The organism is Mesorhizobium sp. INR15 (genome assembly GCF_015500075.1).
GTDB lineage: Bacteria > Pseudomonadota > Alphaproteobacteria > Rhizobiales > Rhizobiaceae > Mesorhizobium.
Genome location: NZ_CP045496.1, coordinates 1118570 through 1141369, shown reverse-complemented (window position 1 = coordinate 1141369; position 22800 = coordinate 1118570). Strand labels below are relative to the sequence as shown.

Here is a 22800-nt window from a genome sequence, read left to right as displayed (position 1 = left end):
GCCAAAGCGCTCGAAAATACTGACGCGGCTTCTGTCATGCGGGCAATAAAAAACCGACGTCAGCTTGCTTCTGACGTCGGCTATTTAGGTTTTGGGATCGTCGCACCCGGTTTCTCCAAGGAAAAACCGAGGTTGGTTCGATCCGACGCAGACCCGTGGGCGGGGGGCTTGGGGTTTACGAGCCAGTGCCGGACCGAACCGTCTCAGGCAACACCGGTAAATTCGTCGGACATTGGGGCATGAGCGCGGATAAATAAAGGCGGAAATGTGGCGAAGCATCACCAATTTCAACACCGCGTTTCATAAAAGTGACTGGACGTGACGGAAAAGGCGCGGCGCGGCCCTTGCCCAGCCGGGTATTGCAATTCTGTGACGAACACGCCAACTTTGGTCGGCGAAAGATTCATTTCGAAGGATCGAGGCATGACCGATCGCGGCGGTGGCACGGAGGATGGGGACGCATCCGCGATATTGATCCCGTTGCATGAGGCCAGACGCGAGCGCTTCGACCAGCCGGTACGGTTCGACCGGCCCGAACTGGACCAGATACTCAGGCTCTACGGGCGCATGGTCGCTGCCAATGAATGGCGCGATTACGCCATCGATCACCTTACCGACCGGGCTGTGTTTTCCGTGTTCCGCCGCGCCAGCGAAGTGCCGCTTTTCCAGATCGTCAAGGACCCGAAACTGGCACGCAAGCAAGGCGCTTTTGCCGTTATCGCGGCCGGCGGCCGCATCCTCAAGCGCGGCCAGGAACTCGGCCGGGTGCTTGGCGTCTTCGACAGCAAGCTGAAGCTGGTAGAAGCTTAAGCTGGGGAATCGAGGATCTGAAAAGGCACTCAGCCCCTGATGTAACCGTCCTCTCCTCTTCAGTTCCTCAGCTTCAATTCTTCAGTTCCCTCCGGCGCTCTGCCGGAACACGCGCTCAGGCAGCGAGCCAGGATCAGGAGGAAGCGACGCGCCGCCATTCAGCGGCAACTGCATGAACACCGTTTCCAGCCAGCGCCCGTGCTTGTAGCCGGAGCCTTCAAGCCGTCCAGAATGGCGAAAGCCGAGCTTTTCGTGCAGGCGCACCGAGGCGCTGTCGGGATGGCCGTCGCCGATCACAGCGACGATCTGGCGGAACCCAGCCGCTCGTGTCGCTTCGATCAGCCGCTGCATCAAAAGCATGCCGACGCCCTGGCCTTTGGCTTGCGGAGCGAGGTAGACGGAATCCTCGACGATGAAGCGATAGGCCGGACGTGGCCGGAACGCGCCGGCATAGGCATAGCCGAGCACGCTGCCGTCCTTTTCCGCCACCAGATAGGGAAAGCCGCCTGCCGTCAGAGTGTCGAAGCGCGCGCCCATCTCGGCACGGCTGGGCGGCTCCAGCTCATAGCTCGCGGTGCCATGCACCACAGCGTCGGCATAGATTTCCGTGATCTGGTCGAGGTCGGCCGCGATCGCAGGCCGTATCGTGATATTGCTCATAATTTATGCACGCTATTACACTGCCATGAATAACAGCAAAGCTAATGCATATCGCGCAAAAGTGAACCTCGGTTTTGCGACGACGATATGCATCAAAGCGCGTCGCCTGAATCCGTTTCGACGCAACGCGCTTTAGGCGCAAAAGAAAAGGGCGGCCATTGGGCCGCCCTTCCTAAACTCAGTGGTCCATTCAGACCATGAACGAAACCGTTAGCGGCGATCGCCCATGAACTGCAGCAGGAACATGAACAGGTTGATGAAGTCGAGATAAAGCCTCAGAGCGCCCATGATCGCCTTGCGGCCGGCGACATCCGAAGCGTCGCCTTCGAAATACATCTCCTTGATCTTCTGCGTGTCGTAGGCGGTGAGGCCGGCAAACACCAGCACGCCAATCGCCGAAACAGCGAAGGACAGCGCCGACGACTGCAGGAAGATGTTGATCAGCGAGGCGATGATGATACCGAACACGCCCATGATCAGGAACGAGCCCATCGCGGTCAGGTCACGCTTGGTCGTGTAGCCGAACAGCGACAGCGCGCCGAAGGCAGCGGCCGTGGCGAAGAAGGTCTGCGAAATGCTGGCCGTTGTGTAGACCAGGAAGATCGACGACAGCGACAGGCCGACCAAGCCGGCATAGACCCAGAAGGTCGTCTGCGCGGCAGCGACGCTCATCGACTGGACGCGGAACGACAGGAACATGACGGCGGCGAGAGGGGCAAAGATCACCACCCACTTCAGCGGCGACGCAAAGATCGCATACCCGAAGGAAGTCAGCATCTCGCCGCTTGGCAGCGTCGCGACAGCCGAGGCCGGATCGGTTGTTGTGGCAAGCATGATCGTGCCGACAGCGGCAAGGCCGGTGATGAGGAGGCCAAGCCCCATCAGATTGTAGACCTTGATCATATAGGCGCGCAGGCCCTGATCGATATCGACGGCTGCGCCGGGCACGGCGCGCGTCTGGAAGTTGCGAATGGGTTCAACCATTGTGGTCCTCTATTGCTTCTGCCCCGTCCGGTGTCAGGTCCTGTTGGACATAAATCCATCGGACCCAGGCGCCGCTGGCAGGGCTCCAGCATGCCTAGGCCGAAATATGATGGTTATTCGCGTCAAGAACAAGACCGTAACCCGATGTAACGGTTCGTGAAGCGCCCAAGGCCGGATTTGCGGGCTTTTCCGGGCGAAACATTAATCCGATTTAACCAAGTCGGGCCGCGAACAGGCCTCCGTCAGAGGTTGCGCAGCACCGGCGCTGCCTTGTGGCCCAGCACCCGCCAGGTGCCGGCGAGGCCGATGCCTACCGTGACGACAAGCGAAAAGACGATCGTGGCCACCGCGACTTCAGGCATGAAATGCACCGGCAGCATCATGATGCGCGCAACAACGAACCACGCAGCGATCTCACCGGCGGCAAGCGCGAAAATCGCGGTCGCGAGGCCGATCAGCATATATTCGAGCGAGAAGGCCGAGATCAGCGTCTTGCGTGTGGCGCCCAGCGTCTTCAGCACCACCGCGTCATGGATACGGGCGCGGTTGCCGGCGGCGAGCGCGCCCGCCAGCACCAGCACCGAAGCGATCAGCGCCACGCCGGCCGCCGCCCTGATCGCCGTGCCGAGCTGCCCGACCAGCCGGTTGACGATGTCGAGCGCATCCTTGACCCGGACCGTCGTCACTGCCGGGAAGGCCCTGGTAACCGCATTGAGAAGGCGGGCATCGTCAGCCGCCGTGGCGCTCTTTTCGGTCAGTGTCGCCATCCAGCCGTGCGGGGCGCCGGCGAAGGTGTTGGGCGAGAACACCATGACGAAATTGATGCCCATGCTCTCCCATTGGACCTGACGGAAATTGGCGATCCTGGCGGTGACATTGCGCCCAAGCACATTGATGGTGATGGTGTCGCCTAGCTTCAGGCCGATCTCCCGGCCTTCCTCGGCCGAGAATGAAACCAGCGGTTCGCCGGTATAATTGTCCGGCCACCATGTGCCTTGCGTCAGCGTAGCGTTGGCGGGAAGCTTGGCGTCATAGGTCAAGCCGCGATCGCCCTTCAGCACCCAGGCGCCTTCGGCGGGGACCTTGACCTTGTCGACATCGACGCCGTTCAGCGCCATCACCCGGCCGCGCAGCATCGGCACCTTGGCCAGCGTCCCTTGCGGCGCCTGCGCGCCGATCAGCGCGGAAAAACCGTCGACGTCGCTGCTCTGGATGTCGACGAAAAAGAAGTTCGGCGCCCGTTCCGGCAAGCTGCCGGAAATCTGCCGCCTGAGGTTGCCGTCGATCAGCGCCAGCGTCACCAGCAGCGTCAGGCCAAGCCCAAGCGACAGCACCACCGAGGGCGTCAGCGCCCCTGGCCGATGGATGTTGCCGACGGCAAGGCGAAGCGCGACAAAGCGCACGCGCGGGCTCTTCCTGGCAATCCACTGCACCACTGCGCCGACCAGGCGCAGCACCAGGAAGGCGAAGATGGTGGCGCTGACGAAGATCGAGGCGATGCGCTGGTCACCGGAAAGCAGGATCGCCAGCGCCGCCAGCACAAGCGCGATGCCAAAAGCCGCCACGACATAGACCGCCCGCGGAAACCCACGGCCCTCAAGCCCCATTTCGCGAAACAGCGCCGTCGCCGGTATGTCGCGGGCGCGGCCAAGCGGCAGCAGCGCGAAGGCCAATGTCACCAGCAGCCCAAACAGCGCCGCCATGCCGAGCGCACCGGGGTAGAAACCCGCTTCGGCCGGCACCGGAATGACCGATTGCAAGGCGGCGCTCGCCGCGAACGGCATCAGCGCGCCGAGCACAAGGCCAAGCACAATGCCGAGCGCCGCGATGATCAGGATCTGTACGAGGTAAACGGCAAAGACAAAGCCGCCCGAAGCGCCGAGGCTCTTGAATGTGGCGATGACACCGCGCTTGCCGTCGAGATAGGCGCGCACCGCATTGGCGACGCCGACACCGCCGACCACCAGCGCCGTCAGCCCGACCAGCGTCAGGAACTGCGAGAACCGCTCGATGTTGGAAGACAGCGCGGGCGCTGCGTTGCTGCGCGTACGGACCGACCAGCCCGCCTCGGGAAAATCCCTGGCGGCCTGATCCTGGATTGTCTTGAGCCGCGCCTCGTCGGCATCGGCGGGGAGGCGGATCTTGTAGGCATTTTCGACGAGGCTGCCCGGCTGCACCAGGCCGGTGGCGGCCAGCCCTTGCGCCGATATCATCAGCCGCGGCGCGAAACCGAAACCCTCCGACACCGCGTCCGGCTCGGTCACAAGCCTGGCCCGCAGTTCGAATGTTGCGGTGCCGAGCTTCACCCGGTCACCGATCTGGAGATGCAGCCGGTCGAACAGAAGGTCGGGTGCCGTGGCGCCGAAAACACCGGACTGCTCGCCGAACAGCTGCTGTTTCGATAGTGCCGGTTCGGTCTCCAGCGCGCCAAAGAGCGGATAGGCGTCGTCGACCGCCTTGGCCTCGACCAGCGCCTGGTCGGAGCCGTCTTCGAGGCGGGCCATCGAGCGCATGCCGGAGCTGCGCGACACCGCGCCCAGCTCACTGAAAAAGCCTTGTTCGGCTGGCGTCGCATCACGCTGGTTGATCTGGAAACGCAGGTCGCCGCCAAGCAATGTCTGGCCTTGATTGGCGACCCCCGCGGTGATGGCGCGAGCGACCGAATTGACGCCGCCGATTGCCGCGACGCCAAGCGCGATGCAGGCAAGGAAGATCAGGAAGCCGGACAGGCCGCCGCGCATTTCGCGCAGCGAGAACCGCACCGCGAGCCTCAGCGTTTGCGACAGCGGCATCAGGCCGGCACCTTGGCCAGTTCCGGGGCCAGCCCTGGCGCATCCTCGATTCGGCCCGAACGCATTGAAACCTGGCGCGAGCAGCGCGCCGCGAGCGCCGGATCATGGGTGACCAGCACCAGCGTCATGCCGCGTTCCGCCGCCTTGGCGAACAGAAGGTCGGCGACCTGCCGCCCCGTCGCTTGGTCAAGATTGCCGGTCGGTTCATCGGCGATCAGGATGCGTGGCGAAGGCGCCAGCGCCCGGGCGATCGCCACGCGCTGCTGTTCGCCGCCCGAGAGCTCGCCGGGATAATGGGTGACGCGATCGCTCAGGCCGACCGCCGCCAACTCCCGTGCCGCCACCCCGAATGGATCGGCGTGACCGGCCAGTTCGAGAGGAACCGAGACATTTTCGAGCGCCGTCATGTTGGGAATAAGATGGAAGGACTGAAACACGATGCCAATGTTTCGGCCCCGAAACGAGGCAATCTGATCCTCGCTTTTGCCGTTGAGCAACTCACCCGCGATTCGTATCGTACCCGAATCGACTTTTTCCAGGCCGGCCAAGACCATCAGCAAAGTGGACTTGCCGGAGCCGGAAGGCCCGACGATGCCGGTCGCCTCTCCATCAGCGACATCGAGGCTGACGCCCTTCAGCACATGGACCGATGAGGCCCCTTCGCCCAATGTCAGCGATACGTCTTTCAGCGCAATGACGGCTTCTGTCAAAATGAAATCGTCCTATATGGGAGGGAGAGGGTCAGTCTCTGGTTTACGGAAACGACCTTCGCCGGAAGAATGTTCTTGGTCATATGGGGCCTGCCGCATGGCTTTCAAACACAGTGTTGCCGCCGCCCTGATCCTTTTCCTCGGGATTTGCGGCGCCATTTCGTCGGCGCGCGCCGAGCCCTTCAAAATCGTCGGCTTTGGTGACAGCCTGATGGCTGGCTTCGGCCTCGGGCCGGGCGACGGCTTTACCGACAAATTGGGTGCGGCCCTGCGTGCCAGGGGTCACGATGTGGTGATCGCCAATGCCGGCGTTTCCGGAGACACGTCGAGCGGTGGCCTGGCGCGGCTCGATTGGTCGGTGCCGGACGGGACGCAACTGGTCATCCTTGAGCTCGGCGCCAACGACATGCTGCGCGGCGTTTCGCCCGAAATCACGCAAAAGAATCTCGACGCCATGCTGGCCCGGCTGAAAGAGCGCAAGATTCCCGTACTGCTCGCCGGCATGCGCGCCGCGCCCAATCTCGGCGCCGACTATCAGAAGGCCTTCGACGCGATCTTTCCTGCATTGGCGGCGAAATATGGCGTTCCGCTCTACCCGTTCTTTCTCGACGGGGTCGCGGGCCTACCCGGCCTGCAACTCGAAGACGGCATGCATCCGAATGCCAAAGGTATCGACCAGATGGTCGAGAACATCCTGCCGACCGTCGAAAAGGCCATTTCGGCGGTGCCAGGTGGCGCCTGATGGAAGCGGCCGAGCGCCCGACATGCCGCTGTGGAAACTTTTAAGACAAAGCTGTGACGAACAAACCGCTTGCTCCGTTCGATTTTCGATGATTCGCTAGGGGCATAGTTCGATTCGAGGAAGGGAGGCTCTTCATGCCGCGTCTTTTCACCGCCCTCGAAATTCCGCGTGATGCAGCCCTTTCGCTGTCCCTGCTGCGGGGCGGCCTGCCCGGGGCCCGCTGGATCGATGTCGAAAACTACCACCTGACGCTGCGCTTCATCGGCGATGTCCCTGGCCATATCGCCGACGAGATCGCCAACGCGCTCGACCGTGTTCACCGCCCATCCTTCTCCCTAGCGCTGTCCGGTGTCGGCGCCTTCGGCCAGAAGAAGCTGCATGCGGTATGGGCCGGTGCTTCCGCCTCGCCTGAACTTGCGGCACTGCAGGGCGAGATCGACCGCATCTGCCAGCGGCTCGGCATTCCCGCCGATCCGCGCAAGTTCATGCCGCATGTGACGCTGGCCAGGTTGCGCAACTCCACGCCGCTCGACGTTGCCCAGTATCTGTCGGCGCGCGGCAATTTTTCGACACTGCCGTTCCGGATCGGCCGCTTCGTGCTGATGTCGTCGCGCGATTCCGTCGGTGGCGGCCCCTATATCGTCGAGGAAGCCTGGCCGCTGACGGGCAGTGACGCCCGCGCCGCTAGCCTTGTCGCCAATGCTTCCGACGCCTCGCGCACCATGCGGTAGACGGAGGCGAACGCTTCCACCCCGTCATAGTAGGGATCCGGCACGTCCCGTATCTTGCCCTCGGCGCATTCCATGAACAACTGCACCCGGCCGCGCTGACCGATCGGTGCGATTTCCATGAGATCCCGGACATTTGCCCGGTCCATGCCGAGGATCAGGTCGAAGCGCGAGAAATCATCCGCTACCACCTTGCGCGCCTTCTGCCCGGAAATGTCGACGCCGTGCCGCGCGGCAATCGCGATCGATCGCGGATCGGGGGCGGAGCCGGCATGCCAGCCGCCGGTGCCGGCTGAACCGAGCAGGATGTCCTGATCCAACCCGCGCTCGGCAAGCACGGCGCGGAAGACCCCCTCGGCCAGCGGCGACCGGCAGATATTGCCGAGGCAGACGAAAAGAATGGATTTTACAGGCTTCGCAGGCATTGATCCCAGGCGGCTCCGGCGCATGTCGTTGTCTCAAAACCGCGATATGCACTATGGTGGTGGCTTCAATCGAAATAGCACGGGAAGCGAACATGGCGAGAGAGAAACTGAGCAAAGACGCGGCGGCCAAGGCGCTGGCCGATGTCGCCGGCTGGTCATTGGCGGAGGATGCCGGATCCATCAGCCGCACCTTCACCTTCAAGAATTTCTCAGAAGCCTTCGCCTTCATGACCCGTGTCGCGCTTGCCGCGGAAAAGATGGACCACCATCCCGAATGGTCGAACGTCTACAAGACCGTTGAAGTCATGCTGAACACCCATGATGTCGGTGGCCTCAGCGTGCTCGATTTCGAGATGGCCGGGAAGATGAACCGCTATTTCAGCGGTTGAACTCTTGCAGTGACGGTTGGCTTTCACCACATTTTCTCCCGCGAGCATGCGCGAAACACGGCGCATGTGCTCGCAAGGAGAGATTGATGGCGCAAGAACAGGGTTTTGACTTCTTCGGCTTTGGCGGCAAGCCGGGCAACGAGAGCGAAGTGCGCGAGAAATTCTGGCGCACCGCCAAGAAGGCCGCCAGGCAGATTCCGTTCATGGAAGAGGTGGTTGCCGCCTACTATTGCGCCATGGACAAGAACACGCCGCTGCGCGCCAAGGGCATCCTTCTCGCGGCGCTGGGCTATTTCGTGCTGCCGGTGGACGTCATCCCCGACTTCATCTTCGGGATCGGCTTTACCGACGACATCGCGGTACTGACCGCCGCCATCACCGCCGTCAGCGCCCACATCACGCCGGCCCACAGGCAGGCCGCCAAGCAGGCAATCGCCGACAAAAGCTGAGTCGGGCGCCTAGCACTACTTTGGCACTTTAGGTTCGACGGCGTCGGCGAGGAGTTTCTCACAGTGGGGGCATCGCCTGGGTGGCGGCCGTGCGAAGAGGTCGAGGATGGCTTGCCTGATGGCCGGCATGCTCGGTTGTGGCGGCGGTCCTCCGACTCTTTTTTTTCCGGCCCGCTGCTTTGAGGCGGCGGGCTTGGAGGAAGGCGTAGGCGATCATGGTCATCAGGGCGTGTCGGTGTAACCCGGTCCAGGATCTGCCTTCGAAGTGGTCGAGGCCGAGTTCCTCCTTGAGCTGCTGATGCGCCTGCTCACAGACCCATCTGGCTTTGATCGTGGCAGCGAGCATCTTGAGGCTCGCATCGGCCGGCAGGTTCGACACATAGTATTTTTGCTCGCCAGTCGACCGGCGCTCGCCGACGAGCCAGACCTCGTCGCCCGGCATGCACTGCATACGATTATCGAGCATGCGGTGCTTATGGCCATCCGCAACGCGGACACGGCGGGCCGCGAAGAGACATGTCAGCCGACCCTTGGTGCCTCGCCGCCAGCTGACCCTTTGCCATTTCCCTGCGGCCAACAACGCTTCAGCACAGACCGGGGGCTGATCAGGGATGTGGTATTTGCGGGGCTTTCCAGTCTTCGCGACGGGGAAAATCAGGGCAACGTCGGCGGGATAGACGTTCTGGCGTCGCGACAGACCCACCGCCCACAGCAGACCGCGCTTGCTCAAAGCCTGTCGGAAAGGCCCACTGGAGCCGTACCCTGAATCGGCAAGCACACAGCCGAAACGCGCACCGGAGGCGATGACGCGGTCGATCTCCTCGATCGCAATCTCCGGCTTTGTCAGAGCCGTCTGTCTATCCTTCGGCACATGGGCCCGCGCCATGCGCTCAGGATCATCCGTCCAGCTCTCGGGCAGGAATAGCCGCAGGCCCACCATCACCGGCACCTCGCGCGAGGCCAGCGTTACCGAGACCAGCGATTGACAATTGGCCGTCTTCCCAAGCGACGAGGCATATTGTGGCGCGACGCCAACCGAGTGACGTCCCTTCTTGGGCAACGCCGTGTCATCGATGACAAGAAAGCCAGCCTCATCGCCAACCAGGCCATCTGCCTCCTTCAGCAGGGCAGCCTCGAGTGGAGCACTGTCCCAAACTCCGGCAGCGACGAAATGATGAAGCTGATCGTAGCCGACCTCGCCAGTGCGCGCCGCCATCGGCTGAACGCTCTTGCGATCTCCTGGACCAATCAACCCAGCGATATAGGCCGGACACATCCGTGCCCTCGTCTTGTGCCGTAGCGCCGCGATAAACGGCCCGAGCCAGCGATCCAGATCGGCTTGCCAGTCCACCTCCATTGATCGGCCCTCCATAAGCCGACCTCCCATGAATCACGCAAACCCCCTCTTGGGAATCACAAAAACTCACCCGTTGCTAAAAAATGCCAAAGTAGTGCTAGGCACCCGTCGATGGCCGCTTTTGCCGCTCGGCCAGAAAGTCAAACTCTTGCCGCTTTCGTGGCCTCCAAGTCGCGCCAGGGACATCGTGTAGGCGGCTTTCAAGGGCGGCGGCGCGGAGATGGTGGCGGTTTACTGGGTGAGGGTCCTTTTCTCGAAGGAAGTTCACCGTTTGGTAACCCAGATTAAATCAAAATGAAGCGACGGGCAGGACGCTAGCCGGCCTGCCGCCGCACCAGTTGGAATACGGGAAAAGCGATGCGCGGATTGATTGCACTAGTTTCGAGCCTGGTCCTGGTGGCCGTGGCAGCGCCGGCGCTGGCGCAGTCGGCGACCAAGATCGGCCAGCACAATGCCTGGGGCACCTACAGCTACCAGGCGTCGGGCGGCAAGGTCTGCTACGTCTTGACCGTGCCGACCGACAAGCAGCCGCCGACGCTCGACCATGGCGACATGTTCTTCTTCGTCAGCCAGCGGCCCGGCCAGCAGGTGTCCTACGAGCCGCAATTCATCGCCGGCTACAATTTCCAGGAAGGCTCCAAGGCCACTGTCACGATCGACAAGAAGTCGTTCTCGATGTTCACGCGCGGCAAGTCGGCCTGGGTCGAGAACGCCGCCGAGGAGCCGGTTCTGATCGCCGCCATGAAGACCGGCACCGACATGAAAGTGTCGGCCAAATCAGGCCGTGGCAACCCGACAACCTATGTGTTTTCGCTGAAGGGCATTTCAGCCGCGCTCTCGTCGATCGCCAAGTGCAAATAGACAATCGCCCCATTTGAACGAAAGGCCGGGCCGCAAACCCGGCCTTTTTGCTTTTCACCCCTGGGCGCCTGTCTCGGCCCGCCGGCGCCGGATGGCATCCGCGATGAAGACACGCGACAGCGCGTGATAGAGCGGCTCGTGCGAGATGAGCCGCGCCGTGCCGTAGCCCAGCATCGATGCGCACATCAGGCCGATGACGTTGTCATGGTTGCCGGTCATTTCGAGGATGATGACGAAGGCCGTCATCGGCGCCTGCACCACGCCGGCGAAATAACCGGCCATGCCGAGCAAGGCCGCGACGCCGGCGCTGCTGCCGAAGATCAGGCCGAGCGAGCTGCCGATGCCGGCTCCCACTGCCAGGGACGGCGCGAAAATGCCGCCGGGAATGCCTGATACCATCGACAAGAGCCCGGCCGCGAATTTCTCGGCGAAGAAGAACCAGGGCAGCGGCGTACCCTCCACGGCGCTGCGCGCCTGCGCATAACCTGTGCCGAAGGTCAGCCCGCCCGATGCGATGCCGATCACCGCCACCGCCAAGCCGCAGATTGCCGCCACCAACAGCGCGCGGCGCAAGGGCTGCGCCGTGTTCCAGCGGCGGATGCGCCGCGTCGCCTTCAGCGCCAGCAGCGAGAACAGCGCTCCGCAGCCGCCACCGATGACGCCGCAGGAAAGCACCAGCGGCCAGTCGGCGGCAAAGGAGATCGTGTCCTTCGAGACGCCGAAATAGGTGTAGTTGCCAACGAGCCCAAGAGAGGCGAGACCGGCCAGGATCACCGCCGTCAGCACCAGACCGTTGGTGCGGGCTTCATAGGTGCGGCCCATCTCCTCAATGGCGAAGACGATGCCGGCAAGCGGCGTGTTGAAGGCGGCGGCGATGCCGGCGGCCGAACCGGCGAGGATCAGCCCGCGCGCCTGCGCCATGCCGCCCCAGCGCGCCGATTGCAGCATCAGCGAGGCGCCCACCTGCACGGTCGGGCCCTCGCGGCCAATGGAGGCGCCGCAGAACAGGCCGACAAGGGTGAGCGCGATCTTTCCCGCCGCCAGCCGCAACGAAAGCAGATGGTTTCGATCGTCGTCATCGCGCAGATGCCGGGCAGCGATCGCCTGCGGGATGCCGCTGCCTTGCGAACCCGGAAAGAAGGCGTAAGCCAGCCACGCGCAGAGCACGAAACCGACCGGCGTCATGACCAGCGGCAGATAGAACCGCCAGCCGCCGCCATTGCCGGTGATGACATGGAACAGGCCTTGCGCCTTGTCGGCCAGCACCGCGAACAGCACGCTGATCAGGCCAATGCAGATGGCGCCGGCCCAGAACACCAGGCGCGGCTGCCAGACGCGCCGCGAGCCCCACATCGCGCGCGAACGCCGCAGCATGGGATATTTTCGCGATTTGCCGGCCATGTCTGTCCTCGCTCGGGGAAGTCCGAGCCCTAACACAGGCGGTCGAGCGATTAAACCGGCATCCCGGCGCCAACTCCAGGCATAGGCCATGACTCCGCCCGCAACCTGTGCTATGCGCCGCGCTTGTTCAAGACACTCTGCTGGATCGGCCGTGAGCCGTCCCTATATAAGCGCCGCCATGACCCTATCGCTTGATCTTACCGCCGAAGGCGCCCGTGACGCGTTGCGCGCCCGCGCCGCAACGCCCGAAAAACCGTCGCTGATCGGCCTGACCCGGGCCGAACTCGGCGCGGCCTTGGTCGCCTCGGGCGTCGTTCCGGAACGCCAGGCCAAGATGCGCACCCAGCAGTTGTGGCACTGGATGTATGTGCGCGGCGTCTCCGATTTCGCCGGCATGTTCAACATTTCCAAGGACCTGCGCGCCGAACTCGACAAGCACTTTACCGTCGCCCGGCCGGAAATCGTCGAGGAGCAGATCTCCGCAGATGGCACGCGCAAATGGCTGTTCCGCTTTCCGCCGCGCGGCGCCGGCCGCCCGGTCGAGATCGAGACCGTCTACATCCCGGAAGAGGGTCGTGGCACGCTTTGCATCTCCTCGCAGGTCGGCTGCACGCTGACCTGTTCCTTCTGCCACACCGGCACGCAGAAGCTGGTGCGCAACCTGACGGCTGAGGAAATCCTCGGGCAACTGCTCACCGCGCGCGACCGGCTCGGCGACTTCCCCGACCGCGACACGCCGGACGGCGCCATCGTGCCGGCAGAGGGCCGCAAAGTGTCCAACATCGTCATGATGGGCATGGGCGAGCCGCTCTACAATTTCGAGGCGGTGAAGGCGGCACTGCTGATCGCGTCCGATGGCGACGGGCTTTCCCTGTCGAAAAGACGCATCACGCTGTCGACCTCCGGTGTCGTGCCGGAGATTTTCCGCACCGGCGAGGAGATCGGCGTCATGCTGGCGATCTCGCTGCATGCCACCAACGACGATTTGCGCGACCTTCTGGTGCCGATCAACAAGAAGTATCCGCTGAAGGACCTGATCGAGGCCTGCCGCGCCTATCCCGGCCTGTCGAATGCCAAGCGCATCACCTTCGAATATGTGATGCTGAAGGACGTCAACGATTCCATTGAGGACGCCAAGGGCCTGATCAAGCTGCTCAAGGGCATTCCGGCCAAGATCAACCTGATCCCGTTCAACCCATGGCCGGGCACCAACTACCAGTGCTCGGACTGGGAGACGATCGAGAAATTCGCTGACTACATCAACAATGCCGGCTATGCCTCGCCGATCCGCACCCCGCGTGGCCGCGACATTCTTGCCGCCTGCGGCCAGCTGAAGTCGGACTCCGAGCGCATGCGCAAGGTCGACCGGCTGGCGCTCGAAGCCATGATGATCGCGGGGCACGGCGAGGCGTGAGCCGTCTCATTGCCTATGTCGTCCGCTTCGCCGTCATCCTGTTCGGCTATGCCGTCGCCTCATTGGCGGCCAGCGCCTTCCTCAACATCATGTTCCTGGCCTCCACCGGCTTGCTGGCAAACGATGCACCGTCGGCCGTGCCCGCTTCGTTGTGGTTCTCGGTCCCCTTTGCAGCACTGTTCGTCGCCTATTTCGCCTTCATGCCGGCGATTGTCGTCATCCTCGTTTCTGAAATCCTTGGCCGGCGCGACTGGCTGTTCTATGCCCTTGGCGGCGCCGTGACCGCCGGCGTCTTCCTCGGCTTCTCCCACAGGATGGCCGATGCCGGTTTCGCGGTCAGCGAGCCGCGCGCCATCGCCGCCGTCATCGGCGGCGGCATGGTTGGCGGCATCTTTTACTGGTTCAGCGCCGGGCGCTGGGCCGGAAGCTGGCACGAGGCCGGCAGGGCCTAGCTCCGGCTTCTCCTATTTCGCCTGCGCCGTCAGGATCTTGAGCGCGAAGGCCGAGAACACGCCGGCGAACAGATAGTCGACGACGCGTGTCACGCGCGGGCTGGCTTTCATCGCCGCCGCGAACCTTTCCGCCGCCAGCACCATCGGCACCGTCACCGGTATCGAAATCACGATGAACATCGTGCCGAGGAAGAAAAGTTTTTCCGGCGCGTTGGGGTCGTGAGCCGACACGAATTGCGGCAGGAAGGTCATGAAAAACAGGATGATCTTCGGATTGAGCAGGTTGACGCCGAGCCCGGCGGCCCAGCTGCGAAACAGCGAGATTTGCGGTCCCGTCTTCTTCTCGGGCGAAAAAGCCGAACCCTTGGTGACCGCCTGCCACGCCAGGAAAACGAGATAACCGGCGCCGAAAATCTTGAGCGCGAAGAAGGCCATCGGCGATGCGACGATCAACGCCGAGACCCCGACCACGACCAGCGTCGTGTGAATGACCGTCCCGCAGAACGCGCCCGCCATCGAGGCAAACCCGGCGGCGCGCCCCTGGCTGAGCGTCCGGCTGACGAACAGCGTCATGTCAGGCCCCGGCGTGATGGCCAGGATGAGTATGGCGATCGAGAACTGGATGAGCGTGGTGGTGTCGGGAATGAAGGACATACGCGGCCCCGAAAGGAAGACGCGCAGCCTATATAGGAAGCGTTACGCTGGCGCCAGACATCCCTGAAAGGCGCCTGCCGCGCCGACGTTCAGCTGCCGGTTCAGGCGTATTTCGGCACCGGTCCCACGCGCGAAACGGTCTCGACGTCGGCGTCGGCCAGGGCTTGGGCAAACAGGATCTGATCGATCGGCTTGGGGCGGCCAAGGAAATAGCCTTGTGCCTCGTTGCAGCCTTCCACTTGCAGGATGGACATCTGGACATGCGTTTCGACGCCTTCGGCAAGCACCGGGATTTCGAGGCTGCGCCCCAAGGTCAGCACCGCCCGGATGATTGCCTTGGCCTGCGGGCTGCGTTCGACATCGGCCATGAACGAACGGTCGAGCTTGATCTTGTCGAAGGGAAATGAGCGCAGTGTGTCGAGCGACGAATAGCCGGTACCGAAATCGTCTATGGCGATCGTCACGCCCAGCGTCTTGATCTGGCGCAGGACATGCAGCGTGCGGACCTTGTCGGCGATGATCGTCGATTCGGTCAGCTCGAGCTCCAGCCGCTTCGGCGACAGGCCGGTTTCGACCAGAATCTGGTGGACCAGCTTGGCAAGGTCGGCATGGGCGAACTGCACCGGCGAGAGGTTGACCGCGATCTTGTAGTCATTGTCCCACGATGCCGCCTGGCGGCACGCCGTCCGCAGCACCCATTCGCCGATAGCCAGGATGGAGCCGTTCTCCTCTGCGATCGGAATGAACTCGGCTGGCGGTATCATGCCATGTTCGGGATGGGTCCAGCGCAGCAGCGCCTCATAGCCGCAAATCGCGCCGGTTTGTACCGAGGTCTGCACCTGGTAGTGGAGCGAAAGCTCGCTGCGCTCGACCGCGTGACGAAGATCGGTCGCCAGTGCGCGGCGCGCCCGCGCGGTCTCGTCCATGGCGGATTCATAAAAGCAGACGGCCCGCGAGACGTCGTTCTTGGCCCGGTACATGGCGAGATCGGCGTTGCTGACCAGCCGCTCCCGATCGGCGCCGTCGCGCGGAAAGACGGCAACGCCGATGCTGGCACCCGTGGCGATTTCGAACTCCTCGATCTGCAGCGGCTCGAACAAGGACTTCTCCAGTCTCGAAACCAAGCCGATCAGATCCTTCTGCTCCTTGAAGCGCTTGATCGCGGCGAATTCATCGCCGCCCAGCCGGGCGACGAATTCGCCGTCACCGGTCAGTTTCGCCAGTCGGCGGGCCACGATCTTGAGCGCCTGATCTCCCGCCGCGTGCCCCCTGAGATCGTTGATCTCCTTGAAGCGGTCGAGATCGATGACAATGACGGCGGTCATGGTTTCCGCGTCTTCGCCGGCCCGCTCGATCTCATGGTCGAGCCGGTCGGTGAAGCTGACGCGGTTGGGCAGGCCGGTGAGCGCATCATTGAGGGCGAGGTGCTGAAGCCGCTCGAAGCTTTCCAGGCGGCCGCGCTCATCGATCAGGTAGCTGGCGAAGCCGGTGGCGGCGACAATCAGCCCGACAACGGCGACCGCGACGGCCATCGCCACGAGAATCTCCGGGTTGGTGCCGGTGCTGATGAAGGACATTGGCGTCACCGCCACCGCCGCCATCCCGGTGAAATGAAGGCCGACGATCGCCAGCACGAGCAGTCCGGCACCGACATGTTCCGCCATCCGATAGGACCGGCGCACAACCTGGCCTATGGCGGCGGCCGAGAAGACCACCGAGATGACGAGCGAAGCGGCGACGTAGAGGCTGTCCCATTCGACGATGCCGGCAACGTGATACGCCATCATGCCGGTATAGTGCATGGCTGAAATCGCCAACCCGACGATGCATCCGCCAAATTCGGGGGTGAAACGTCCGCGGTTACCGGATGCAAGAGCGAAGCCTGCCCCGGTTCCGGCAATGGCGATGACCAGCGAGATCATGGTGAGCACCGGATCGAAAGTGATCGGCGCGCCGGGCTGATAGGCCAGCATGGCGATGAAATGCGTGCACCAGATCGAAGACCCGGCAGCGACCGCCGTGAGGAACAGCCAGCCACGCATCTGCACGCCGGCGGTCTTCCTGGCGCGGTCGAAGAGCCCGACCGTCACCCAGCAGCCGGTGACGCAGATCAACGCCGCCAGAAGCACGAGCCACAGATTATGCTCCGTGGCGATACACGATATGACCCGCATCGAATGGTCCCAAGCCCGAGGAAGTGCCTGCGGCGAAACAAGCGAAGCTGTCGCGGCCTGGTTGCGGTGCCGGTGTGGCTTCGCCTTTCCGGATAGTGGCAAGGCATGAAAACTTGATTAAATCACGCCATGAAACACATCTTGCGGTTGCGGTGGGTTGCGGCTGGATAGCCTGGTCCAGTCTGTCCAGCATCGGCCATGACTTCGACCAGCTCTGGCCTGCTTGCTCGCTTTGCCGTTCCTGCTAAAAGGCGCTGCGACAATCCACGGCGCCTTTTGGGCGCGTCCGCCATCGACGGAGTAAACATGTCCAAGGGTAAAGACGTCAAGAAAGTCGTGCTCGCCTATTCCGGCGGCCTCGACACTTCCATCATCCTGAAATGGCTGCAGACCGAGCTCGGCGCCGAAGTCGTCACCTTCACCGCCGATCTCGGCCAGGGTGGCGAATTGGAGCCGGCGCGCCGCAAGGCCGAGATGATGGGCATCAAGGACATCCGTGTCGTCGACGTGCGCGAGGAATTCGTTGCCGACTTCGTCTTCCCGATGTTCCGCGCCAACACCGTCTACGAAGGCACCTATCTGCTGGGCACCTCGATCGCGCGGCCGCTGATCTCCAAGCATCTGGTCGAGATCGCAAAAGAAGTAGGTGCCGATGCGATCGCCCATGGCGCCACCGGCAAAGGCAACGACCAGGTTCGTTTCGAGCTTTCCGCCTATGCGCTCAACCCCGACATCAAGGTCATCGCGCCGTGGCGCGACTGGACGTTCAAGTCGCGCACCGACCTCATCAACTTCGCCGAGCAGCACCAGATCCCGGTGGCAAAGGACAAACGCGGCGAGGCGCCGTTCTCGGTTGACGCCAACCTCCTGCACTCCTCTTCCGAGGGCAAGGTGCTGGAAGATCCGTGGAGCGAACCGCCGGAATTCGTCCACCAGCGCACCATCTCGCCGATGGATGCGCCCGACGCCGTCACCGAGATCGAGATCGAATTCCTCAAGGGCGATCCCGTAGCCCTGAACGGCAAGAAACTGTCCCCGGCGACGATGCTGGCCGCGCTCAACGATCTTGGCCGCGACAATGGCATTGGCCGCCTGGATCTGGTCGAGAACCGCTTCGTCGGCATGAAATCGCGTGGCGTCTACGAGACGCCCGGCGGCACCATCCTGATCGTGGCCCACCGCGCCATCGAATCGATCACGCTTGACCGTGGTGCCGGCCACCTCAAGGACGAGTTCATGCCGCGCTACGCCGAGCTGATCTACAACGGCTTCTGGTTCGCGCCCGAGCGCCTGATGCTGCAGGCGATGATCGACAAGAGCCAGGAAGACGTCGAGGGCACGGTGCGGCTGAAGCTCTACAAGGGCAACGTCATCGTCACCGGCCGCAAGTCGAAAAAGACGCTCTATTCCGACGCGCTGGTCACCTTCGAGGACGATCGCGGCGCCTACGACCAGAAGGACGCAGCGGGTTTCATCCGCCTCAACGCGCTGCGGCTGAGGACGCTTGCCGCGCGCAACCGCAAGGGCTGATGTCCGAACGGCAGGGAACTGCCCCATCAAAGCAGAAGCGGCACAAGAAAAACCCGGCGCCTCGCCGGGTTTTTATTTTGTCCTCCTAATGTAAGAAAGACTAGACTTACCGAGGTCGCTTCCCGTTGACCTTTTGACAGCCCCATCTTAGTTGTCTCGCAGAATTGAGGGGCTAGATGGTGAAAGACGGTATTTTTCTTCTGCTTGCGACGGTCGCTCTCTTGGCAGGGTGCCAGTCCTCGCAAGCAGGCGCGAAGCACGACCCGAAGCTGGATATGAACGAATGCATCGCCTCCGCCCGCACCGGAGACCTTACGTTCAAGCATGACATGGCTTTGTTCATGGGCGTCTCTCAGGAGAGCATGCCCGCCCTGTTTTGCCAGCGCATTGCCGATGGGATACGCAGCGGCCGCATCAGCTATTCCGATATAAACAGGCTGCAGCTCGACCAGCCGACCGAAATCTGGATGGTCATCAAGGGCAAGTCAAAGGCGGCTGCGACCACGCAAGCCCCAACAACCAGGACGTCCAGGTTCCGTCCCTGCAACAGTGTTACCGGCACCTTCCAGGTTCCCGTTTCCCAGAAGTGCCCGCTGAGCGGCTACGCGGACCAACCGACCGAAATGGACACCAAGGGCAGGTCAAAGCCGGCCACGCGCGCGCCGACGTCGCGGACCTCCAAGTTCCGCGCCTGCCGCGGTATGGAAGGCACCTTCCAGATTCCCGCTTCCCGGAAATGCCCGTTGAGCGGCTACGCGCAGTATTGAGCCTGATGTGCCCGGCGCAGCCTCGGTGCAAGGGGCCGGGTTCTGTCCCGTGAACAAAAAAGCCCGGCGCATGGCCGGGCTTTTCAGTCGAATGGAGGTTTCAATCAGGGAGCGTCGATCGCCGTGGCGATGCGGGCGATGGCCTGTTGATAGACGCTGGCGGAATTCCAGCCGGCAATCGCGCCCATATTCGCCTCATTGCTGGCGCCCGCCCGCCAGCCGTGGCCCTTGAGGAAGTTGGCGGTGGAAGCCAGCGCGGTGTTCTTGTCGCGCAGATTTCCGTTGCCGACGCCGTACTTCAAGACATTTCCGGGCAGGAATTGCGTGTGGCCGATCTCGCCATGCGCGGCGCCGACCGACGAGGCTGTCAAAGCTCCGCGATCAACCAGCTTCAGGGCTGCAATGGCGTGCGGGTAAAAGAACTCCGGGCGGCGGCAATCATAGGCAAGCGTCAAAATGGCGGAGACCGTGTTCTGGTTGCCCATGGCGGAACCGAAACCGGTTTCCATGCCCCAGATCGCGAGCAACACGCCTGGCGTCACGCCATAGTTCGCTTCGATCTTGTCGAACAGCGCCGCGTTCGACTTCTTCAGCGAACGGCCCTTGGAGATGATCGAGGCCCCGCCACGGCGTTTCATGAAATCTTCAACCGAGCCGCTGAAAGCCTTGTGAATGCCCCTGTCGACCGAGATCGTCTTTGTCGCGTAGCTCGCGCCAGCCAGAGCGGCCAGACCCTTGGCGCCCACGCCCTCGCCCTTGGCCTCGGCGGCAAACTCCGGCTTCCAGGCCTCAAAGCCGGCGCCGTTCTTGCCGCAACTGGCCGCCGCCTGCGCACCCGTGGCCATCGCAAGCACCGCCACCACCGCGGCTGCAAACATTTTTCCCTTGGCAAGAAATGCCATGTTGTTCTCCTGGTTACCTGATTCACGTCCCGGTTGCGAATTTGCCAGCGAAAAGCCCGCTTGTCACTGTCCCCCGGCGCTGCGCTGGCGAATGCCCGGGAATTTGCCTACGATCAAGTGCATATTGTGGCAGGTTTGTCCTTCAGGACTATCGAGCGGATGAACCGCCGCCATGCTCCGGTGAACTGAGGCACGGATGAAACTCTTCGACTGCCCGCATTGCAGCCATCGTCTCTACTTCGAAAACGCCCAGTGCCTGAACTGCTCCAGTCATGTGCTCTACGATCCCGAGCATGCGCGCTTCGCCCTGTCTGGTGTCGACGGCATCTTGCCTTGCACCAATGCCGATGAATGCGCCTGCAACTGGAAAGCCGAACCCGGACAGCCCTTCTGCCGCGCCTGCGTGCTCAACCAGTTGATCCCGGATTTGTCGGTCGACGGCAACCGCCGCCGCTGGATCCGCGTCGAGGCGGCGAAGAAGCGCGCGATCTATTCGCTGCTCGCCTTCGGACTGCCGGTCGCGCCCAAGCACAACCCATCGGACGAGATTGGCCTCGCCTTCGACTTCCTCGCCGATCCGATCGGCGGCGGCCCCGGCGGCGAGCGCATTCTGACCGGTCACGACAACGGCTTGATCACATTGAATGTCGCCGAGGCTGATTCAGCCGAAAGGGAAAAGCGGCGCGTCGAGATGGGCGAGAACTACCGCACGCTGCTCGGCCACTTCCGCCACGAACTTGGCCACTACTACTGGGACCGCCTGATCCGCGACGACCCGCAACGGCTGGAGGCTTTTCGCGCGCTGTTCGGAGACGATCGCGCCGATTACGAACAGGCACTGCAGGCCTACTACACCAATGGCGCCGCGCCCGACTGGCAGCAAAGCCATATCTCGGCCTACGCCACCTCGCACCCCTGGGAGGACTGGGCCGAGACCTGGGCGCATCATCTCCACATCACCGACACGCTGGAGATGGTCCATGCGCTCAACTTCCCGCTCGGTAGGCTGGAGACGGTGGAAGCCAATGAATTGCCTCGAAGTGACACCGGCGGCGGGCTGCAGGCGGCGCCATCGGAGCCTTCCGCCATACCCGAGCCCTTCGAAAAGATCCTGGCCCGCTGGCTGGTGCTGTCGGAAGCCTCCAATTCGATCAACCGTTGCATGGGCCTGCCCGACCTCTATCCTTTCGTCATTTCGGACGTCACCGCAGGCAAGCTTGCCTTCGTGCATGATCTTCTGACCGGGCGGATGTCGCGGCAGCCGGGATGATTGCCCCCTGACGCTTTGACCTTCCGCGTCGCCTCCTGAAAATCGATTCCGATTCCTGGGGCGATGCGCTAGATCATGCGACCGACGAAACCAGCAAGGGCCATAGCGTGACGATCGACCCCGCCGCCTTCGAACGCTACCGGCAATCGCCAAACCGCAAGACGACCTTGCCACGCCTGTTGCTGGGCACGCTGATCGTCATCGTTTTCTGGACCGCGACCACAATGGCGGTGCTTTATGGCGGCACCTATGCCTTCTTCACCTGGCAGGCATCGATTGGTGCGCCTCCCCCGACGGGCGGGGTGATGCAGGGCTTCCTCGCCTCGCCTGTCGGCGTCCTCACCGTGCTCGCCTCCTTCGGCGGCATCTGGATCGGCCTCTGGATTGCCATGCGCTGGGTCCATGGCGAGCCGCTGGCGGCGCTGATTGGCAACAGCCATCGTGTCTCGTGGTCCGGCTTCCTCAAGGGCCTGATCGCGGTGCTGATCACGTCGCTGCTGTCGGAAATCCTGCTCTACCTCCTGCAGCCCGAGATCGCTCGTGGGCCTGTCAGCCTGCCAGCCTGGTTTTTGTTCTTCATCCCGATTGTCGCGCTGACGCTGCTGCAGATATCTTCGGAAGAAGTGCTGTTTCGCGGCTACCTGCTGCGCGGCCTGGCTAAACGCTTCAAGAGCCCGCTCATCTGGGCGTTGCTGCCGGGCCTGCTGTTCACCTCGCTGCACTGGAGCACCAGCTCGGCCGCCGCCATCAACGCCTGCGTGCTGGCCTCGATCGCGGCTTTCGCCCTGCTGTTGACCCTCATCGTCTATGCCACCGGCAATCTCGGGGCGGCCTTCGGGGCCCACCTTGGCAACAACCTGACCGGCTTCCTGCTGATCTCGCACCAGGAAAGCTACAATTCCTTCGCCTTGTTCAGCGCCAAGCCGCTGGAAGGCCCGGGCTGGACGACCGGGGATGCGGTCATCATCGCCTGTATCGGCATTGTCTGCAGCCTGCTGACCATCGTGCTGCTTCTACACCCGCGTTCGCCGCTGAAGGTCACGCCCGATCTTTATGAGGTGGGCCAGGCGAGCTAAAACGGCTCGATGCCAGGCCCAGCACAGGCCTCGCCTTGACTCTTTGGCCGATTTCCTGTCTACAGCCCGCAATTCCGCGACGAGTATCACTCCGAGCAAGCCGACCAGGACGCCAAACCTCTTAGAGGTGAAGTGCTGTAAATCGATCCTGGAGGCCAACACCCGGCAGCGCTGAGCGCCCCCGGGTGCTTTTTGGTTTTGGCTTTTGCTTGGACGATCGGCGCGAACGCATTACTTCTCCGGCACCATCCGG

22 protein-coding genes are annotated in these 22800 nt (G+C 62.8%); 12 read left to right on the top strand and 10 right to left on the bottom strand.

All coding sequences use genetic code 11. The features are described 5' to 3' along the window. The first annotated feature begins 423 nt into the window (after positions 1–423). Positions 424–810 carry a DUF2794 domain-containing protein gene (locus GA829_RS05410; RefSeq protein ID WP_195177525.1) on the top strand — a complete coding sequence of 129 codons (387 nt, stop codon included), beginning with the start codon at positions 424–426 and terminating at the stop codon, positions 808–810. Between the two features lie 81 nt (positions 811–891). Here GA829_RS05410 and GA829_RS05405 read toward each other — a convergent pair whose 3' ends face one another. The 4 genes from GA829_RS05405 to GA829_RS05390 form a co-directional block, all read right to left on the bottom strand. Continuing rightward, complete coding sequence (locus GA829_RS05405; RefSeq protein ID WP_195177524.1) at positions 892–1470, bottom strand: GNAT family N-acetyltransferase; 579 nt, start codon at positions 1468–1470, stop codon at positions 892–894. Between the two features lie 210 nt (positions 1471–1680). Further along, positions 1681–2454: a Bax inhibitor-1/YccA family protein gene (locus tag GA829_RS05400; protein WP_195177523.1), complete on the bottom strand. Its 774-nt coding sequence runs from the start codon at positions 2452–2454 to the stop codon at positions 1681–1683. 242 nt (positions 2455–2696) lie between these two features. Beyond that, positions 2697–5246, bottom strand: a complete 2550-nt coding sequence (locus tag GA829_RS05395) for an ABC transporter permease (protein ID WP_195177522.1) — start codon at positions 5244–5246, stop codon at positions 2697–2699. Continuing rightward, the gene (locus tag GA829_RS05390) at positions 5246–5956 is read right to left on the bottom strand and encodes an ABC transporter ATP-binding protein (protein WP_195177521.1); all 711 of its coding nucleotides are present in this window, start codon (positions 5954–5956) and stop codon (positions 5246–5248) included. The genes GA829_RS05395 and GA829_RS05390 overlap by 1 nt, the downstream gene beginning before the upstream one ends. A gap of 97 nt (positions 5957–6053) precedes the next feature. Here GA829_RS05390 and GA829_RS05385 point away from each other — a divergent pair, with 97 nt between their 5' ends. Together GA829_RS05385 and thpR are read left to right on the top strand one after the other, a co-directional pair. Continuing rightward, the gene (locus GA829_RS05385) at positions 6054–6698 is read left to right on the top strand and encodes an arylesterase (RefSeq protein ID WP_195177520.1); all 645 of its coding nucleotides are present in this window, start codon (positions 6054–6056) and stop codon (positions 6696–6698) included. A gap of 134 nt (positions 6699–6832) precedes the next feature. Beyond that, the gene (gene thpR / locus GA829_RS05380; RefSeq protein WP_195177519.1) at positions 6833–7429 is read left to right on the top strand and encodes an RNA 2',3'-cyclic phosphodiesterase; all 597 of its coding nucleotides are present in this window, start codon (positions 6833–6835) and stop codon (positions 7427–7429) included. On the opposite strand, the gene GA829_RS05375 is transcribed toward thpR, so the two are convergent. Continuing rightward, positions 7333–7851, bottom strand: coding sequence for a low molecular weight protein-tyrosine-phosphatase (locus tag GA829_RS05375; RefSeq protein ID WP_195177518.1), 519 nt, complete (start codon positions 7849–7851; stop codon positions 7333–7335). The two genes, thpR and GA829_RS05375, sit on opposite strands and share 97 nt — an antisense overlap. Before the next feature lie 92 nt (positions 7852–7943). On the opposite strand from GA829_RS05375, the gene GA829_RS05370 reads away from it, so the two are divergent. Both GA829_RS05370 and GA829_RS05365 read left to right on the top strand, forming a co-directional pair. After that, a complete protein-coding gene (locus tag GA829_RS05370) occupies positions 7944–8240 on the top strand; it encodes a 4a-hydroxytetrahydrobiopterin dehydratase (RefSeq protein WP_195177517.1) in 297 nt (98 codons plus the stop codon). Positions 8241–8326: 86 nt separating this feature from the next. Next, entirely contained in the window at positions 8327–8689 is a 363-nt protein-coding gene (locus GA829_RS05365) for a YkvA family protein (RefSeq protein WP_195177516.1), read from the top strand. A 58-nt stretch (positions 8690–8747) separates the two neighbouring features. Here the strand turns inward: GA829_RS05365 and GA829_RS05360 are convergent, their stop codons facing one another. After that, positions 8748–10061, bottom strand: coding sequence for an IS701 family transposase (locus GA829_RS05360; RefSeq protein ID WP_374940380.1), 1314 nt, complete (start codon positions 10059–10061; stop codon positions 8748–8750). Positions 10062–10403: 342 nt separating this feature from the next. Between GA829_RS05360 and GA829_RS05355 the strand changes: the two genes are divergently transcribed. Then, positions 10404–10907: an invasion associated locus B family protein gene (locus tag GA829_RS05355; protein WP_195177515.1), complete on the top strand. Its 504-nt coding sequence runs from the start codon at positions 10404–10406 to the stop codon at positions 10905–10907. Positions 10908–10961: 54 nt separating this feature from the next. Here GA829_RS05355 and GA829_RS05350 read toward each other — a convergent pair whose 3' ends face one another. After that, positions 10962–12308 carry a chloride channel protein gene (locus GA829_RS05350; protein ID WP_195177514.1) on the bottom strand — a complete coding sequence of 449 codons (1347 nt, stop codon included), beginning with the start codon at positions 12306–12308 and terminating at the stop codon, positions 10962–10964. Between the two features lie 178 nt (positions 12309–12486). On the opposite strand from GA829_RS05350, the gene rlmN reads away from it, so the two are divergent. Together rlmN and GA829_RS05340 are read left to right on the top strand one after the other, a co-directional pair. After that, on the top strand, positions 12487–13722 hold the full coding sequence (rlmN, locus tag GA829_RS05345; RefSeq protein WP_195179529.1) for a dual-specificity RNA methyltransferase RlmN: 1236 nt from the start codon (positions 12487–12489) through the stop codon (positions 13720–13722). Further along, positions 13719–14174, top strand: a complete 456-nt coding sequence (locus GA829_RS05340) for a hypothetical protein (RefSeq protein WP_195177513.1) — start codon at positions 13719–13721, stop codon at positions 14172–14174. The genes rlmN and GA829_RS05340 overlap by 4 nt, the downstream gene beginning before the upstream one ends. Positions 14175–14186: 12 nt before the next feature. On the opposite strand, the gene GA829_RS05335 is transcribed toward GA829_RS05340, so the two are convergent. After that, positions 14187–14828, bottom strand: coding sequence for a LysE family translocator (locus GA829_RS05335; RefSeq protein WP_195177512.1), 642 nt, complete (start codon positions 14826–14828; stop codon positions 14187–14189). 101 nt (positions 14829–14929) lie between these two features. Then, a complete protein-coding gene (locus tag GA829_RS05330) occupies positions 14930–17002 on the bottom strand; it encodes a putative bifunctional diguanylate cyclase/phosphodiesterase (RefSeq protein WP_195177511.1) in 2073 nt (690 codons plus the stop codon). Between the two features lie 306 nt (positions 17003–17308). On the opposite strand from GA829_RS05330, the gene GA829_RS05325 reads away from it, so the two are divergent. Both GA829_RS05325 and GA829_RS05320 read left to right on the top strand, forming a co-directional pair. Then, positions 17309–18532: an argininosuccinate synthase gene (locus tag GA829_RS05325; protein ID WP_195177510.1), complete on the top strand. Its 1224-nt coding sequence runs from the start codon at positions 17309–17311 to the stop codon at positions 18530–18532. A gap of 275 nt (positions 18533–18807) precedes the next feature. Continuing rightward, positions 18808–19299 (top strand): hypothetical protein, encoded by a 492-nt coding sequence (locus tag GA829_RS05320; RefSeq protein ID WP_258052155.1) that lies wholly within the window; start codon positions 18808–18810, stop codon positions 19297–19299. A gap of 104 nt (positions 19300–19403) precedes the next feature. On the opposite strand, the gene GA829_RS05315 is transcribed toward GA829_RS05320, so the two are convergent. Beyond that, on the bottom strand, positions 19404–20201 hold the full coding sequence (locus GA829_RS05315) for a lytic murein transglycosylase (protein WP_195177509.1): 798 nt from the start codon (positions 20199–20201) through the stop codon (positions 19404–19406). 196 nt (positions 20202–20397) lie between these two features. Between GA829_RS05315 and GA829_RS05310 the strand changes: the two genes are divergently transcribed. Beyond that, positions 20398–21471: a zinc-binding metallopeptidase family protein gene (locus GA829_RS05310; RefSeq protein WP_195177508.1), complete on the top strand. Its 1074-nt coding sequence runs from the start codon at positions 20398–20400 to the stop codon at positions 21469–21471. Between the two features lie 107 nt (positions 21472–21578). Beyond that, positions 21579–22547, top strand: coding sequence for a CPBP family intramembrane glutamic endopeptidase (locus tag GA829_RS05305; RefSeq protein ID WP_195177507.1), 969 nt, complete (start codon positions 21579–21581; stop codon positions 22545–22547). The last annotated feature ends 253 nt before the right edge of the window (positions 22548–22800 follow it).

What these genes read in the sequence shown, in the direction of transcription:
- GA829_RS05325 (WP_195177510.1), top strand. Translation starts at nt 17,309, where the DNA reads ATGTCCAAGGGTAAAGACGTCAAGAAAGTCGTGCTCGCCTATTCCGGC.
- GA829_RS05335 (WP_195177512.1), bottom strand. Translation starts at nt 14,828, where the DNA reads ATGTCCTTCATTCCCGACACCACCACGCTCATCCAGTTCTCGATCGCC.
- GA829_RS05410 (WP_195177525.1), top strand. Translation starts at nt 424, where the DNA reads ATGACCGATCGCGGCGGTGGCACGGAGGATGGGGACGCATCCGCGATA.
- thpR (WP_195177519.1), top strand. Translation starts at nt 6,833, where the DNA reads ATGCCGCGTCTTTTCACCGCCCTCGAAATTCCGCGTGATGCAGCCCTT.
- GA829_RS05315 (WP_195177509.1), bottom strand. Translation starts at nt 20,201, where the DNA reads ATGGCATTTCTTGCCAAGGGAAAAATGTTTGCAGCCGCGGTGGTGGCG.
- GA829_RS05375 (WP_195177518.1), bottom strand. Translation starts at nt 7,851, where the DNA reads ATGCCTGCGAAGCCTGTAAAATCCATTCTTTTCGTCTGCCTCGGCAAT.
- GA829_RS05330 (WP_195177511.1), bottom strand. Translation starts at nt 17,002, where the DNA reads ATGCGGGTCATATCGTGTATCGCCACGGAGCATAATCTGTGGCTCGTG.
- GA829_RS05365 (WP_195177516.1), top strand. Translation starts at nt 8,327, where the DNA reads ATGGCGCAAGAACAGGGTTTTGACTTCTTCGGCTTTGGCGGCAAGCCG.
- GA829_RS05370 (WP_195177517.1), top strand. Translation starts at nt 7,944, where the DNA reads ATGGCGAGAGAGAAACTGAGCAAAGACGCGGCGGCCAAGGCGCTGGCC.
- GA829_RS05405 (WP_195177524.1), bottom strand. Translation starts at nt 1,470, where the DNA reads ATGAGCAATATCACGATACGGCCTGCGATCGCGGCCGACCTCGACCAG.
- GA829_RS05360 (WP_374940380.1), bottom strand. Translation starts at nt 10,061, where the DNA reads ATGGAGGGCCGATCAATGGAGGTGGACTGGCAAGCCGATCTGGATCGC.
- GA829_RS05395 (WP_195177522.1), bottom strand. Translation starts at nt 5,246, where the DNA reads ATGCCGCTGTCGCAAACGCTGAGGCTCGCGGTGCGGTTCTCGCTGCGC.
- GA829_RS05310 (WP_195177508.1), top strand. Translation starts at nt 20,398, where the DNA reads ATGAAACTCTTCGACTGCCCGCATTGCAGCCATCGTCTCTACTTCGAA.
- GA829_RS05400 (WP_195177523.1), bottom strand. Translation starts at nt 2,454, where the DNA reads ATGGTTGAACCCATTCGCAACTTCCAGACGCGCGCCGTGCCCGGCGCA.
- GA829_RS05350 (WP_195177514.1), bottom strand. Translation starts at nt 12,308, where the DNA reads ATGGCCGGCAAATCGCGAAAATATCCCATGCTGCGGCGTTCGCGCGCG.
- GA829_RS05385 (WP_195177520.1), top strand. Translation starts at nt 6,054, where the DNA reads ATGGCTTTCAAACACAGTGTTGCCGCCGCCCTGATCCTTTTCCTCGGG.
- rlmN (WP_195179529.1), top strand. Translation starts at nt 12,487, where the DNA reads ATGACCCTATCGCTTGATCTTACCGCCGAAGGCGCCCGTGACGCGTTG.
- GA829_RS05355 (WP_195177515.1), top strand. Translation starts at nt 10,404, where the DNA reads ATGCGCGGATTGATTGCACTAGTTTCGAGCCTGGTCCTGGTGGCCGTG.
- GA829_RS05320 (WP_258052155.1), top strand. Translation starts at nt 18,808, where the DNA reads ATGAACGAATGCATCGCCTCCGCCCGCACCGGAGACCTTACGTTCAAG.